At 66.0% G+C, this 14,473-nt stretch carries 14 protein-coding genes; 12 read left to right on the top strand and 2 right to left on the bottom strand.

Annotation, left to right across the window (positions count from 1 at the left end):
• Positions 1-6 precede the first annotated feature (6 nt).
• The 5 genes from tsaD to B4394_RS04895 all read left to right on the top strand — a co-directional run bounded on the left by tsaD (position 7) and on the right by B4394_RS04895 (position 4,136).
• Complete coding sequence (gene tsaD / locus B4394_RS04915) at positions 7-1,041, top strand: tRNA (adenosine(37)-N6)-threonylcarbamoyltransferase complex transferase subunit TsaD (RefSeq protein ID WP_078314394.1); 1,035 nt, start codon at positions 7-9, stop codon at positions 1,039-1,041.
• Complete coding sequence (locus B4394_RS04910; protein ID WP_078308614.1) at positions 1,038-1,496, top strand: nuclear transport factor 2 family protein; 459 nt, start codon at positions 1,038-1,040, stop codon at positions 1,494-1,496. The genes tsaD and B4394_RS04910 overlap by 4 nt, the downstream gene beginning before the upstream one ends.
• 183 nt (positions 1,497-1,679) lie before the next feature.
• On the top strand, positions 1,680-1,979 hold the full coding sequence (groES, locus tag B4394_RS04905) for a co-chaperone GroES (RefSeq protein ID WP_070952100.1): 300 nt from the start codon (positions 1,680-1,682) through the stop codon (positions 1,977-1,979).
• 108 nt (positions 1,980-2,087) lie between these two features.
• Positions 2,088-3,713, top strand: coding sequence for a chaperonin GroEL (groL, locus tag B4394_RS04900; RefSeq protein WP_078314393.1), 1,626 nt, complete (start codon positions 2,088-2,090; stop codon positions 3,711-3,713).
• An 81-nt stretch (positions 3,714-3,794) separates the two neighbouring features.
• A complete protein-coding gene (locus B4394_RS04895) occupies positions 3,795-4,136 on the top strand; it encodes a DUF4333 domain-containing protein (protein WP_139359946.1) in 342 nt (113 codons plus the stop codon).
• Positions 4,137-4,208: 72 nt separating this feature from the next.
• Here the strand turns inward: B4394_RS04895 and B4394_RS04890 are convergent, their stop codons facing one another.
• Positions 4,209-4,499: a WhiB family transcriptional regulator gene (locus B4394_RS04890; protein WP_030096777.1), complete on the bottom strand. Its 291-nt coding sequence runs from the start codon at positions 4,497-4,499 to the stop codon at positions 4,209-4,211.
• 360 nt (positions 4,500-4,859) lie between these two features.
• Between B4394_RS04890 and B4394_RS04885 the strand changes: the two genes are divergently transcribed.
• From B4394_RS04885 to B4394_RS04875, 3 genes are all read left to right on the top strand, one after another.
• A complete protein-coding gene (locus tag B4394_RS04885; protein ID WP_078314390.1) occupies positions 4,860-5,693 on the top strand; it encodes a hypothetical protein in 834 nt (277 codons plus the stop codon).
• Positions 5,694-5,782: 89 nt separating this feature from the next.
• Complete coding sequence (locus B4394_RS04880; RefSeq protein WP_078314388.1) at positions 5,783-6,361, top strand: sigma-70 family RNA polymerase sigma factor; 579 nt, start codon at positions 5,783-5,785, stop codon at positions 6,359-6,361.
• Entirely contained in the window at positions 6,354-7,721 is a 1,368-nt protein-coding gene (locus B4394_RS04875) for an anti-sigma-D factor RsdA (protein WP_078314607.1), read from the top strand. The genes B4394_RS04880 and B4394_RS04875 overlap by 8 nt, the downstream gene beginning before the upstream one ends.
• A gap of 17 nt (positions 7,722-7,738) precedes the next feature.
• Here B4394_RS04875 and B4394_RS04870 read toward each other — a convergent pair whose 3' ends face one another.
• On the bottom strand, positions 7,739-8,143 hold the full coding sequence (locus tag B4394_RS04870) for a DUF5319 domain-containing protein (RefSeq protein ID WP_005056069.1): 405 nt from the start codon (positions 8,141-8,143) through the stop codon (positions 7,739-7,741).
• Between the two features lie 163 nt (positions 8,144-8,306).
• Here B4394_RS04870 and guaB point away from each other — a divergent pair, with 163 nt between their 5' ends.
• The 4 genes from guaB to guaA all read left to right on the top strand — a co-directional run bounded on the left by guaB (position 8,307) and on the right by guaA (position 14,471).
• Entirely contained in the window at positions 8,307-9,842 is a 1,536-nt protein-coding gene (guaB, locus tag B4394_RS04865) for an IMP dehydrogenase (protein WP_078308618.1), read from the top strand.
• Positions 9,843-9,868: 26 nt separating this feature from the next.
• Positions 9,869-11,005, top strand: a complete 1,137-nt coding sequence (locus tag B4394_RS04860) for a GuaB3 family IMP dehydrogenase-related protein (RefSeq protein ID WP_078314387.1) — start codon at positions 9,869-9,871, stop codon at positions 11,003-11,005.
• A 93-nt stretch (positions 11,006-11,098) separates the two neighbouring features.
• Positions 11,099-12,856, top strand: coding sequence for a GMC oxidoreductase (locus B4394_RS04855; protein WP_078308619.1), 1,758 nt, complete (start codon positions 11,099-11,101; stop codon positions 12,854-12,856).
• Positions 12,857-12,902: 46 nt separating this feature from the next.
• Positions 12,903-14,471, top strand: coding sequence for a glutamine-hydrolyzing GMP synthase (gene guaA / locus B4394_RS04850; RefSeq protein ID WP_078308620.1), 1,569 nt, complete (start codon positions 12,903-12,905; stop codon positions 14,469-14,471).
• The last annotated feature ends 2 nt before the right edge of the window (positions 14,472-14,473 follow it).

Genomic DNA, 14,473 nt, shown 5'->3' with positions numbered 1-14,473 from the left:
GCTGCCATGACAGTCATCCTCGCCATTGAAAGCTCCTGCGATGAAACCGGAGTGGGTATCGCCGAGCTGACCCCGGACGGGTCGGTGGTGCTGTTGGCCGACGAGGTGGCCTCCAGCGTCGACGAGCACGCACGTTTCGGTGGGGTGGTGCCCGAGATCGCATCCCGCGCTCATCTGGAGGCGCTCGGTGCCACTGCCCGGCGCGCGTTGGATATCGCGGGGGTGCAGAAGCCTGACGTGATCGCCGCGACCATCGGGCCGGGATTGGCGGGGGCGCTCCTCGTCGGGGTCTCGGCGGCCAAGGGGCTGGCACTGGCCTGGGGGCTGCCCTTCTACGGCGTCAATCATCTGGGCGGACACATTGCCGCCGATGTCTACGAGAACGGGCCGCTGCCCGAATGCGTGGCGCTGTTGGTCTCGGGAGGGCACACCAGTCTGTTGCACGTGCGGTCGCTCGCCGAGCCGATCGAGGAACTCGGTGCCACGGTCGACGATGCCGCCGGTGAGGCCTACGACAAGGTGGCCCGGCTCCTCGGTCTCGGATACCCGGGCGGCAAGGCGCTTGACGAGCTTGCCCGGCAAGGTGATTCGTCGGCGGTTCCGTTTCCGCGCGGGATGACGGGGCCGCGCGACGACAGACATAGCTTCAGTTTCTCGGGGCTCAAGACGGCTGTCGCGCGCTACGTGGAAAAACACCGTGAAGCACTCGATTTCTCTCCGGCGGATGTGGCCGCAGGGTTCCAGGAGGCGGTGGCCGATGTGCTGACCATGAAGGCGGTGCGTGCGGCGACAGACCTGGGGGTGACGACGCTGCTGATCGCCGGTGGTGTGGCCGCCAACTCGCGGGTGCGTGAGCTGGCGGAGCAGCGGTGCGCCGAGGCAGGCCTGACGCTTCGTGTGCCGCCGTTGCGGTTGTGCACCGACAATGGCGCCATGATCGCCTCCTTCGCGGCGCACTTGGTGGCGGCGGGGGCGCAGCCGTCCTCGCTACAGGCTGCTGTGGATCCGGGGCTGCCGGTCGTCCGGGGCCAGGTGCGGTGACAAGCGTCGCGGACCGCCTTGCCATCACCGATCTGCTGTACCGGTACGCCGAGCTGATGGACGCGGGCGATTTCGACGGGGTCGGTGAGCTCCTTGGTCGCGGCTCCTTTGGCGGGGAACAGGGGAGCGTCTCCGGCGCCTCGGCCATCACCAAACTTTTCTTCACCACCACCCGCCGCTACCGCGAGACCGGCGGCACACCGCGCACCAGGCATCTGGTGCTCAACCCGATCGTCGAGGTCACCGACGACGGCACAGCCTCGGCCCGATCGACGTTTTGCGTGGTGCAGGCCACCGAGCAGCTGCCGCTGCAGCCGATCGTCGTGGGCCGATATCGGGACACATTCGCCCGGGACGAGCGGGGTTGGTACTTCAGCTCGCGCCGGGTGGATGTCGAGATGATCGGCGATGTGTCGGCACATCTGCTCATGGATCCCGAGACTCTGAGCGGGTAACCAGAACCCAGCCTTGAGCGCTAGCACTCTCATGTATAGAGTGCTAGATGGCGATCGGTTGGACGTCGTGTCGGCACCCGCGACGACGGCGCGACACTCATCCGGCCGCCGAAACATCTGTTGACAATCCAGGCTCATGGGCATCAGGCCCACCGAGCCACCCTGAGAGGGAAAGGGATCACTGTGGCCGTGAACATCAAGCCACTCGAGGACAAGATCCTCGTTCAGGCCAATGAGGCCGAGACCACGACCGCTTCCGGTCTGGTCATCCCGGACACCGCCAAGGAGAAGCCGCAAGAAGGCACCGTCGTCGCAGTTGGCCCCGGCCGCTGGGATGAGGATGGCGACAAGCGGATCCCCCTGGACGTGTCCGAAGGCGACGTCGTCATCTACAGCAAGTACGGCGGCACCGAGATCAAGTACAACGGCGAGGAGTACTTGATCCTGTCGGCTCGCGACGTGCTGGCTGTCGTTAGCAAGTAACACCGTGTGACCGCCCCGGAATCGGCCTGCACCGCAGGCGATTTCCGGGGCGGCACGCGTTTTTACCTATTCCTGTCCGGTACTGAATCAGCCGAATAGAGAGAACACATGAGCAAGCTGATCGAATTCAATGAGACCGCGCGCCGCGCCCTGGAAGCCGGGGTCAACAAGCTGGCCGACGCGGTCAAGGTCACGCTCGGTCCCCGTGGACGGCACGTGGTGCTGGCCAAGGCATTCGGCGGTCCCGTCGTGACCAACGACGGCGTCACCATCGCCCGCGATATCGACCTGGAGGACCCGTTCGAGAACTTGGGCGCCCAGCTCGTCAAGTCGGTGGCGACCAAGACCAATGACGTCGCCGGTGACGGCACCACCACCGCCACGGTGCTGGCCCAGGCGCTGGTCAAGGCCGGCCTGCGCAATGTGGCCGCCGGTGCCAACCCGATCGCACTCGGCGCCGGTATCGCCCGCGCCGCGGACGCGGTGTCCGAGCGGCTGCTGACGGTCGCCGCCCCGGTGTCCGGCGAGCACGCCATCGCCCAGGTGGCCACGGTCTCCTCGCGTGATGCCGAGATCGGTGAGCTGGTTGGCCAGGCCATGACCAAGGTCGGCCGGGACGGCGTGGTCAGTGTCGAGGAATCGTCGACCATCAACACCGAGCTGGTCATCACCGACGGTGTGCAGTTCGACAAGGGCTACCTGTCGCAGTACTTCGTGACCGACTTCGACGAGCAGAAGGCGATCCTGGAAGACGCGCTGGTGCTGCTGCACCGCGACAAGATCAGTTCGCTGCCCGATCTGCTGCCGCTGCTGGAGCTGGTGGCCAAGGAGGGCAAGCCGCTTCTGATCGTGGCCGAGGACGTCGAGGGCGAGCCGCTGTCCACCCTGGTCGTCAACGCGATCCGCAAGACCCTCAAGGCCGTTGCGGTCAAGGCGCCGTTCTTCGGCGACCGCCGCAAGGCGTTCCTGGAGGACCTCGCGATCGTCACCAACGCCCAGGTGGTCAACCCCGATGTGGGTCTGTCGCTGCGCGAGGCGGGTATCGAGGTGCTCGGCACCGCCCGTCGCATCGTGGTGAGTAAGGACGAGACGGTCATCGTCGAGGGCGGCGGCACCGAGGACGCCATCCAGGCGCGTGTCGCCCAGTTGAAGGCCGAGATCGAAACCACCGACTCGGACTGGGACCGCGAGAAGCTGCAGGAGCGCCTCGCCAAGCTGGCCGGCGGCGTCGCGGTGATCAAGGTGGGCGCTGCCACCGACACCGCGCTCAAGGAGCGCAAGCACCGCGTGGAGGACGCTGTCTCGGCGGCCAAGGCGGCCGTGGAGGAGGGCATCGTCGCCGGCGGCGGTAGCGCCCTGGTGCAGGCTCGTTCGGCGCTGGACGGCTTGCGCGTCGAGCTCAAGGGTGATGAGGCCAAGGGTGTCGACGTGTTCGAGGCCGCGCTGTCCGCGCCCCTGTTCTGGATCGCCACCAATGCGGGCCTCGATGGGGCCGTAGTAGTCAGCAAGGTGGCCGAGCTAGACGCCGGGCACGGCTTCAACGCCGCGACGCTGGAGTACGGCGACCTGATCGCCGATGGCGTCATCGACCCGGTGAAGGTGACCCGTTCGGCCGTCATCAACGCCGCATCGGCCGCCCGGATGATCCTGACCACGGAGACCAGCATCGTCGAGAAGCCGGCTGAGCAGGCCGACCACGGCCACGGCCACGGACACCACGGTCACGCTCACTAGCTCAACGCACTACGAAAACACCCCCGGCCCGTGTGGACCGGGGGTGTTTTCGTCTGTGCCGTGCGGAGGTTTACTGATCCGATGGCCACTCACATGCCGCGACGGACGGGGTTGATCCTCGTTGGGCTGTTGCTTTCGGGCTGCGAGACGCAGTTCAGTCTGGGGTCATCGTCCCCTGAGCTCGCCACGGCGAAGCTGGAGCAGGGGCTCAAGGATGGCATCAAGGACAAGACAGGGGTCACGCTCACCGGCGCCACGTGTGACGGGCCGTTGAAGGGGGAGAAGGGCGCCACGCGGCGGTGTGCGGTTGTCGACGGTGAGGGGAAGACGATCGGCGTCACCGTCACGGCAACCGATGTCCAGGGATCGCAGATTTCCTTCACCTGGAAGGTCGACGATCAGCCGGCGGGCGCCACCACCTAGATCGGCCTCCGCAAACGTTGGGCCCCCGCAACCTGATGGATGGTTGCGGGGGCCCAACGCATGCTGCACGTGTTAGGCGCTGCGGCGTATCCCGCGGCGCAGAATCAGTTCGCGTTCGGACTCGGAGAGTCCACCCCATATTCCGTACGGTTCGGCGACGGCCAGCGCGTGTGCGCGGCACTGCACCAGCACCGGGCATGCCCGGCACATCTCCTTGGCCTTCATCTCCCGCTGTGCGCGGGCACGGCCGCGTTCACCGTCGGGATGGAAGAAAACGGACGAATCGACCCCTCGGCAAAGGCCTTTCATCTGCCAATCCCAAATATCTGCGTTGGGCCCAGGCAATTGCTGTGGCTGCGGCATGTGGTTAACCCTCTCGCTGCGCGCGCAGTCGACCTGCGCGTGAGTGAAGTGCACCAGACGTGTCGCCGATGACAAGCGGTGTACACAAAGTAGGTGCGCGGTCGAAATGCAGTCAATAGGCGATGATCATGGCAACATCACGCCATTAGGTCCAGAATTAACATCACGTTCATCGTCTTTGCTCTTCGTTGGTACGTAACGTTCGCTCACCCGCGTGGTCAGCGGGTTTTGGCCGTGGGTTTTCCGTTTCCTTAACGCTGCGTTGGGTTAGCGTTTACGACGCCCGTTGACGTGGATTTAACGTCCGCTGCATCAACTGTTAACTCCATTTTCGAGGGAATTGGTACCGTGACCGCTCCCATGGTGACTTTCCGAACGTCCACAGCGGCCGAGCTCACCGATGCCGCCTTTGGGCCGCATCCAGCAATCTGGCCACTTCCGTCTGCCTCGGCACCCGAGGATGCCTGGCTGCGCGCGGTGGCGTTGGGGGGAGCAGGACGCTATGCCGCCGCGCACGCCGGCTTGAACGCCTTGGAGGTGCCGAGGGGTCACACGGATCGGATTGCCTCGCTGGCGCTGAGCACACGCGCGTCGCTCCTGCGTCAGCTCGGCTGGCATGCGCTGGCCCGGGGGTTCGACGGCCGAGCGTTGGCGATGGCCCATGCGGACGCGGAGGCTCGCTCTGACGCGCTCGTCGGGTTGGCGGCGGATGCGCTGGGGCTGGGGCGATTCCCGCTTGCTCACGCGTTACTGGAACAGGCGCAGCGGCTATCCGCGCATGGCGACCCTCGTTGGCCATGGCGCCTGCCCCTGCGGCTGGCCTGGGTGCGCGCCGAGCTGGCCATGGTGTCCGGTGACGGCGTGCGATCGTTGCGGTATGCCCGCACCGCCGAACGGCTCGCGCAGGACGTGCCGTCGGTAAGACACCAGGTCAAGACGGAGATGGTGCTTGCGGCGGCGCTCAGTAGTGCGGGCGATCTCGCGGAATCGGCGGCCGTCGCGGCGCGAGGGCTGCAGGCCGCGACGGCCCATGGGCTGGTACCGCTGCGCTGGGCGCTGGCGGCGATGCTGGCGAGTCTGCCCGCCGCTGAGGAGGTGGGGCAAAGCCGTGAAGACCTCGTTGCTATTCGCCGCGACTGTGCCGCGTGGATAGCCCAGGCGGGCGGCCGGTGGCGCCTCGAGGTGGTGGACTAAATGCGTTACCCCTCCGCGTCCAACGCTATTGTCCTAGGTGACAGCACCACCACGGTGCACCACACGTAACACTGGGGAATGCGCAGTCGATGACAAGTACGGAGAGCGGGCTCGACGACGTCGTTGCTGCTGCCGTCAAGGGCGATCGCGACGCGCTTTCCGAGGTACTTAGTGCCATCCGGCCCGTCGTGGTGCGATATTGCCGCGCGCGTGTCGGAACGGCGGAAAGAAGTGGTCTCTCCGCAGACGACGTAGCGCAGGAGGTGTGTCTCGCGGTGATCGCAGCGCTGCCTCGCTATCAGGATCAGGGACGCCCGTTCCTGGCGTTTGTGTACGGCATCGCCGCGCACAAGGTGGCTGATGCGCATCGTGCGATGGCTCGTGACAAGTCCGATCCGACCGAGAGTCTTCCCGAGCAGTTCGACCGCCACGCGGGGCCCGAGCAGGAGGCGTTGAACTCCGAGTCGGCACGACGGATGCAGGCCCTGCTGGAGGTGCTGCCCGAGAAGCAGCGCGAGATCCTGATTCTGCGAGTGGTCGTCGGCCTGTCGGCGGAGGAGACCGCCGACGCGGTGGGCAGCAGCGCGGGCGCGGTGCGCGTGGCGCAGCACCGGGCATTGCAGAGACTCAAGGCCGAGATGACCCGGGCGGGTGATCACCGTGGCTGATGAACGCGGATGGTTCCCCGGCGGGCAGGGTGACGAGGGGCCCGAGGACCTGGCGGCACTGCGGCGCACCAACCGGATGATCGACGCCATCGCGGCGGATCTGCCGGTGGCCACCTCCGATTCCGACGAGTACGCCGTGGCGATGATGTTGGCGGCGTGGCGCGAGGATGTCGGGCGTGAGCCAATGCCCGCGAAACCCACACTCGGGCAGGCGCGTAACGCCCTACGTGATCGCGGTGGCCGTTCACGGCTGCTGGCCACCACGGTGGGTTCGGCTGCCGCCGTGACATTGCTGTTCGGTGGATTCGGTGCGGCGGTGTACCAATCGCATCCCGGTGACGCGTTGTACGGGCTGCGTACCTCGTTGTTCGGTGCCGGACCGGCGGTGCGCACCGATCCCGTGGTGCTGTCGGCGCAGACTGAGCTCGCTCAGGTGGAAAAGCTTATTTCCCAAGGCGATTGGGAGGGTGCACAGCAGCAGCTCGGGGTGGCCGCCGCGCGCGTCAACGAGGTGGGCGACGCTCAGCAGAAGGCCGAACTGGCCAGCCGGGTGCAGCAGGCGGAGGTCAGGATCGACGCCAAGGACCCAGTGGCGACGGTGCCGCCGGAGATGGTGACCGAGACGCCGCGAATCATGCTGTCGCCTCCGGTCATTACGACCGCCACCAACACGACGACTTCGGTGACTTCGACGTCATCGGAATCCACGCCTACGACGACGACCGCGACCCCGACGTCAACGCCCTCATCGTCGACGGAGACTTCGACCACCGCCTCGTCACCGACGGAGACAACAAGTTCGACATCGGCGAGCACCTCCGGCTCTGCGTCGTCGAGCTCCGCGTCGACATCCCCTTCGGCATCAACGTCGATCACCGTGTCGGCCACGTCGACGCCGCCGAGTTCGACATCGACGGCCACCTCGACCGCGTCCAATGCGCCGGTGACGACGACGGTGCCCACGCCGTCCACGTCCGTGGCGGGGTCGACGGTCATCACCACGGTGCCCTCGACGGCACCCGTTGTGACCGTCCCCACCACTCCCGACGGGGTGACCATCGTCACCACTCAGCGCGGAGCGGTGGACACACCCGTCATTACCGCGCCGACGACGATCCAGGCTCCGTCCCCGATTACCCGCACCCCCGATAACCCGGTGCCGGTCTATCAGGCACCCGTCAACAACCCGGGCTCCGGGAACATCCATGGTTTCCCCGGCAGTGGCGGGAGCGCGGGCTCTGACTCCGACAATCCATCACGGCATATGCCAGTGATGACGTCGGTGCCGGTGGCGCCGGCCAATCCCGGGGGTGGATCGTCGAGCCACGGCAGCGGCGCGGGTTCGAGCTCCGGCGAATAGGTTCCAGAGCAGCTAAATCAGCGGAATCCGTCGCGGTCCGTCGCCGCCTCGTTGAGCGAGGCATCGGCGTACCCGCGGCAGTAATCCCAGGTCACGTAGGCTTCGGGCTCGGGATCGAAGGCGGGCTCGTGCGGTCGCACGGTTCCGTCGACGAGCAGCTGCAGCAGGTTCGCGCGGAGCATGTCCCAGTCGTGATAGTGGTCCTGCTGGCATTCGTCACAGCAAACGACCAATCCGCGAATTCCCTTATGGGCGAGCAACGCCTCATAGACCGCGAGGTCGGCGAGATCCTCCTCGACCGCGATCCGCTCTTGCGGATCAAGCGGCTGACCCGGCTCGATCGCGTCGAGTGCGGCCGACGGATCGTGGGGATCGTCGGCGAACGGATCTGGCGGCAATCCCGGCGGAAAGTGGTCGCGCACACTCCTAGAGTACGCAGTTCGCGGGTTCGCGCGCCAGCTCACGTGGCGCATGTCCGAGCACACGTCCGGGAGATTGCAGCCGAGGCGAGCCGATAGGATGGATCTACTCCTTTCCATCCCACTCCTGGGATGTATACGACGGCTATCTGGCATGGAGGCCTGAATGACCATTGCGGCAGGGTCCGTCCACACCGGCGGCGACGATCCGCACAAGGTCGCCATGCTCGGGTTGACCTTTGATGATGTGCTGTTGCTGCCCGCCGCCTCGGATGTGCTGCCCAACGGCGCCGACACGTCTTCGCAGCTGACGAAGCGGATCAGACTGAACGTTCCGCTCGTCAGCTCGGCGATGGACACCGTGACCGAGGCCCGGATGGCTATCGCGATGGCCCGCGCCGGAGGCATGGGGGTGTTGCATCGCAACCTCTCTCTGGAGGACCAGGCCGGCCAGGTCGAGACCGTCAAGCGGTCCGAGGCCGGGATGGTGACCAACCCGGTGACCTGCTCGCCCGACAACACCCTGGCCGAGGTCGACGCACTGTGCGCTCGATTCCGGATCTCGGGTCTGCCGGTCGTCGACAAGGCAGGTTCGCTCGTCGGCATCATCACCAACCGCGATATGCGGTTCGAGGCGGACCTGTCCAAATCGGTCGCCGAGGTGATGACCAAGCCGCCGCTGATCACCGCGCGCCAGGGCGTGACCGCGGACGCCGCGCTGGGTCTGCTGCGGCGCAACAAGATCGAGAAGCTGCCCATTGTCGACGGGGAGGGCCGCCTGACCGGCCTCATCACGGTCAAGGATTTCGCGAAGACCGAACAGCACCCCAATGCCACCAAGGACAGCGACGGACGGCTTCTGGTCGGCGCGGCCGTCGGTGTGGGCGATGATGCGTGGACGCGGGCCATGGCGCTCGTGGACGCCGGTGTCGACGTGCTGATCGTGGACACCGCGCACGCGCATAACCGCAAGGTGCTGGACATGGTCGGCAAGCTCAAGGCCGAGGTGGGCGAGCGCGTCGACGTGGTCGGCGGGAACGTCGCCACCCGATCGGGCGCCGCGGCGCTCATCGAGGCAGGCGCTGACGCCGTGAAGGTCGGCGTAGGCCCCGGTTCCATCTGCACCACTCGTGTGGTGGCCGGTGTCGGCGCACCGCAGATCACCGCAATCCTCGAGGCTGCGTCGGTCTGCCACCCTGCCGGTGTTCCCGTGATCGCTGACGGTGGCATGCAGTACTCGGGCGATATCGCCAAAGCGCTTGCGGCGGGCGCATCCACCACCATGCTCGGGTCGCTGCTGGCTGGTACCGCGGAGTCGCCCGGCGAGCTGATCTTCGTCAACGGCAAGCAGTTCAAGAGCTACCGCGGCATGGGGTCCATGGGCGCCATGCAGGGCCGCGGTGCGGCCGGGAACACCGGACGAAGCTACTCCAAGGACCGCTACTTCCAGGACGACGTGCTGTCGGAGGACAAGCTGGTGCCCGAGGGCATCGAGGGCCGGGTTCCGTTCCGTGGTCCATTGTCGACGGTTATGCACCAATTGACGGGCGGCCTGCGCGCTGCCATGGGGTACACCGGGGCGTCGAGCATCGAAGAGTTGCAGCACGCCCAGTTCGTACAGATCACCGCGGCGGGGCTCAAGGAGAGCCATCCGCACGACATCACCATGACGGCCGAAGCGCCGAACTACTACGTGCGTTAACTGTCGGCACCGCAAAGGAACTCAACATGCGTGACCTCGTCGAAATCGGCATGGGCAGAAGCGCCCGCCGTACTTACGAACTCGATGATGTGAACATTGTCCCGTCGCGTCGCACCCGTTCCTCACAGGACGTGTCGACGGCATGGCAGCTCGATGCCTACCGTTTCGAGATTCCGGTGGTGGCGCACCCGACCGATGCACTGGTTTCGCCGCGCTTCGCGATCGAACTCGGCCGGGCCGGTGGGCTCGGCGTGATCAACGGTGAGGGACTGTGGGGCCGGCACGCCGATGTCGAGGCTCGCATCGCCGAGGTGGTCGAGGTTGCCCAGAAGGAGCCGGAGCCGTCCGCCGCTATTCGCTTGCTGCAGCAATTGCATTCGGCGCCAATCGATCCCGAGCTGCTGGCGGCGGCGATCGCCGAGGTGCGCGGTGCCGGGGTGACGACTGCGGTGCGCGTGAGTCCGCAGAACGCGCAGCTGCTCACCCCGCATTTGATCTCCGCCGGTATCGACCTGCTGGTCATTCACGGCACCATCGTCTCGGCCGAGCGGGTGGCCCGCGACGGTGAGCCGCTCAACCTGAAAACCTTTATCTCCGAACTGGATATCCCCGTCGTCGCCGGTGGCGTGATCGACCATCGCACGGCCTTGCACCTGATGCGGACCGGGGCTGCCGGCGTCATCGTGGGGTACGGGCAGACCGCGGGCGCGACGACCAGTGGTGAGGTGTTGGGTATCAGCGTCGCGATGGCCACCGCCATCGCCGATGCCGCCGCTGCCCGCCGTGAGTATCTCGACGAGACGGGCGGCCGGTACGTGCACGTGCTGGCCGACGGCGACATCCACACGTCGGGAGATCTCGCGAAGTCCATCGCCTGTGGTGCCGACGCCGTCGTACTGGGTACACCGCTGGCCGCCGCGCAGGAGTCCGCGGGCGACGGGTGGTTCTGGCCGAATGCCGCCGCACATCCGTCGCTGCCCCGTGGTGCACTGCTGCAGGTGGCGATCGGGGAGCGGCCGCCGCTGAGCGAGGTGCTCGCCGGGCCGTCCGACGACCCGTTCGGCACGTTGAATCTCGTTGGTGGGCTCCGCCGTTCGATGGCGAAGTCCGGATACTGCGATCTCAAGGAATTTCAGAAGGTCGGGTTGACCGTCAACTCTTAGACATGTGTCTACTTAGGGTGACCTAATTTACATAACCCCCCTCGTTGTATTCCATACTGGTCGGTAACGTGACCATGCGGAGGTAGGCCAACGATGTCATCACCGGTAGCAGTCCCTGTAAAATCTGAAGCAGATACCGACTTTGACGTGCTCATCGTCGGATCAGGGTTCGGCGGAAGCGTCACCGCCATGCGGTTGACTGAAAAGGGTTACCGCGTAGGGGTCCTGGAGGCCGGTCGCCGGTTCTCCGACGAGGAGTTCGCCGAGACATCCTGGAATCTGCGCAAGTTCCTGTGGGCGCCCATGTTCAAGTGTTTCGGGATTCAGCGGATCCATCTGCTGAGTAACTGCATGATCCTGGCGGGCGCTGGGGTGGGCGGTGGCTCGCTGAACTACGCCAACACGCTGTACGTACCGCCGGAGCCTTTCTTCAGCGATCCGCAGTGGAAGGGCATCACCGACTGGCGTTCCGAGCTCTCGCCGCATTACGAGCAGGCGCAGCGGATGCTTGGCGTGGTGAAGAACCCCACCTTCACCGACGCGGACCGGCTCATCAAGGAGGTCGCTGACGACATGGGTGCCGGCGACACCTTCGTCGCCACCCCGGTGGGTGTCTACTTTGGGCCAGACGGCGCCAAGGCACCCGGAGTCAAGGTGGCCGATCCCTACTTCGGTGGTGCCGGACCCGACCGGGTGGGCTGCACCGAGTGTGGTTCCTGCATGACAGGTTGCCGGGTTGGCGCCAAGAACACCCTGGTCAAAAACTATCTGGGGCTGGCTGAATCCTCTGGTGCCCAGGTCATTCCGCTCACCACTGTCACCGCGGTCGAGCAGGGAGCCGACGGGACTTGGCGGGTCTCCACCAAGAGCACGGGGCGCTGGGTGCGTAAGCAGCGCAAGACCTACACAGCCAAGTACGTGGTGCTGGCCGCCGGAACCTGGGGCACACAGAACCTGCTGTTCAAGATGAAGGACAAGGGTCTGCTGCCCAAGCTGTCGCAGCGCCTGGGCGTGCTGACCCGTACCAACTCCGAATCCATCGTCGGTGCAGGCCGATTGGAGTACAAGGACGATTTGGACCTCACCCACGGTGTGGCCATCACGTCCTCGTTCCACCCGACCAGCGACACGCATATCGAGCCGGTGCGATACGGCAAGGGCTCCAACGCGATGGGCCTGCTGCAGACCCTGATGACCGACGGCGATGGCGAGAAGTCGCGGTGGCGCCAGCTCATCGATGCCGCGCGGGCGGACCCCCGGGGTACGTTGCGCATGCTCAATGTGACGCAGTGGAGCGAGCGGACGGTCATCGCGCTGGTCATGCAGCACCTGGACAACTCGATCACCACGTTCACCAAGAAGACGCTGTTCTGGCGGCGCTTGGACAGCAAGCAGGGCCACGGAGAACCCAACCCCACCTGGATTCCCGCGGGCAACGAGGCCACGCGGCGACTCGCCGCGAAGATCGATGGCGTGGCGGGTGGCACCTGGGGCGAGCTGTTCAACATCCCGCTGACCGCGCACTTCCTGGGCGGGGCCGTGATCGGAACCAGCCCGGAGGACGGCGTCATCGACCCGTACCACCGGGTGTACGGGTACCCGACTATGTACGTGGTGGACGGTGCCGCGATCTCGGCGAACCTGGGCGTCAACCCGTCGCTGAGCATCACCGCGCAAGCCGAGCGGGCGGCGTCGTTGTGGCCCAACAAGGGCGAGCTGGACCTGCGCCCGGAGCAGGGTCTGCCGTATCAGCGGATGGCGGCGGTGCCCCCGGCGCACCCCGTCGTCCCGGCAGGTGCCCCCGGCGCATTGCGGAGTCTGCCGATCGAACCGGTGCGGTCGGTCAGCTAGTCCCCCTGCAAGCGGGAGATGCCCCCAGCGCCACTAAGCTAAGCCGGTGGCGCAAACGGAGCAGCATGGCGACCGACCGGTTCTGGTCATCGACTTCGGGGCACAGTACGCGCAGCTGATCGCGCGGCGTGTGCGTGAGGCGCGGGTGTTCTCCGAGGTGATCCCGCATTCGGCGAGCATCGATGAGATCAAGGCCCGCAACCCCCGCGCGATCGTCCTGTCGGGTGGCCCGTCGAGTGTCTATGAAGAGGGCGCACCCCAGCTCGACCCCGGTGTATTCGATTTGGATGTTCCTGTTTTCGGCATCTGCTACGGCTTCCAGGCCATGGCGCAGGTGCTTGGCGGAACTGTCGCGCACACCGGCACCAGCGAATACGGCCGCACCGAGCTGAACGTGGTGGGCGGAGACCTGCATGATGGTCTGCCCGGCGTCCAGCCCGTGTGGATGAGCCACGGCGATGCCGTAACCGAAGCACCCCAAGGCTTTACCGTGGTCGCCACTAGCGAGGGTGCTCCCGTGGCGGCGTTCGAGGATCGGGCGCGGCGTCTGGCCGGGGTGCAGTATCACCCCGAGGTGCTGCACTCGCCGCACGGACAACAGGTGCTCAGCCGCTTTTTGCACGAGTTCGCCGGTATCGAATCCGCGTGGACGGCAGCCAATATCGCCGAGACTCTGGTCGAGCAGGTGCGTGCGCAGATCGGTGACGGCCGCGCATTGTGCGGGCTCTCTGGTGGGGTGGATTCCGCGGTGGCGGCAGCCCTGGTGCAGCGCGCCATCGGCGACAGGCTGACCTGTGTGTTCGTTGACCACGGTCTGCTGCGCAGCGGAGAGCGGGCTCAGGTGGAACACGACTTCGTGGCAGCCACCGGCGCCAAGCTGGTGACTGTTGATGTCGCGGAGAAGTTCCTCGGTGAGCTCGCCGGTGTCAGCGATCCGGAAACCAAACGCAAGATCATTGGCCGTGAGTTCATCCGGGCGTTCGAGGGGGCCGTCTCCGATGCGATCGGCAACTCCGAGGATGGGATCGAGTTTTTGGTACAGGGCACGCTGTACCCGGATGTCGTCGAGTCCGGGGGTGGCAGCGGCACTGCCAACATCAAGAGTCACCACAATGTGGGCGGACTTCCCGAGGACTTGAGCTTTGCCCTGGTAGAACCGCTGCGGCTGTTGTTCAAAGATGAGGTTCGCGCCGTCGGCCGTGAACTGGGCCTACCCGAGGAAATCGTTGGCCGCCAGCCATTCCCGGGACCGGGTCTGGCCATCAGGATCGTCGGCGAGGTCACTGCCGACCGGCTGGATACTCTGCGCCGTGCCGATGCCATTGCGCGCGAGGAACTTACCGCCGCCGGCCAGGACCGCAACATCTGGCAGTGCCCGGTGGTGCTGTTGGCCGATGTGCGCTCGGTCGGGGTACAGGGTGACGGCCGTACCTATGGGCATCCGATTGTGTTGCGGCCGGTATCCAGTGAGGACGCGATGACCGCGGACTGGACGCGTCTGCCGTACGAGGTGCTGGAGCGGATCTCGACCCGAATCACCAACGAGGTTCCCGAGGTGAACCGGGTGGTGCTGGATATAACCAGCAAGCCGCCCGGCACCATCGAATGGGAGTGAGC

The organism is Mycobacterium sp. D16Q16, assembly GCF_002013745.1.
In the GTDB taxonomy this organism is placed as follows: domain Bacteria; phylum Actinomycetota; class Actinomycetes; order Mycobacteriales; family Mycobacteriaceae; genus Mycobacterium.
The sequence above is the reverse complement of the archived record's forward strand: the minus strand, read 5'-3'. Positions and strand labels throughout refer to the sequence as shown.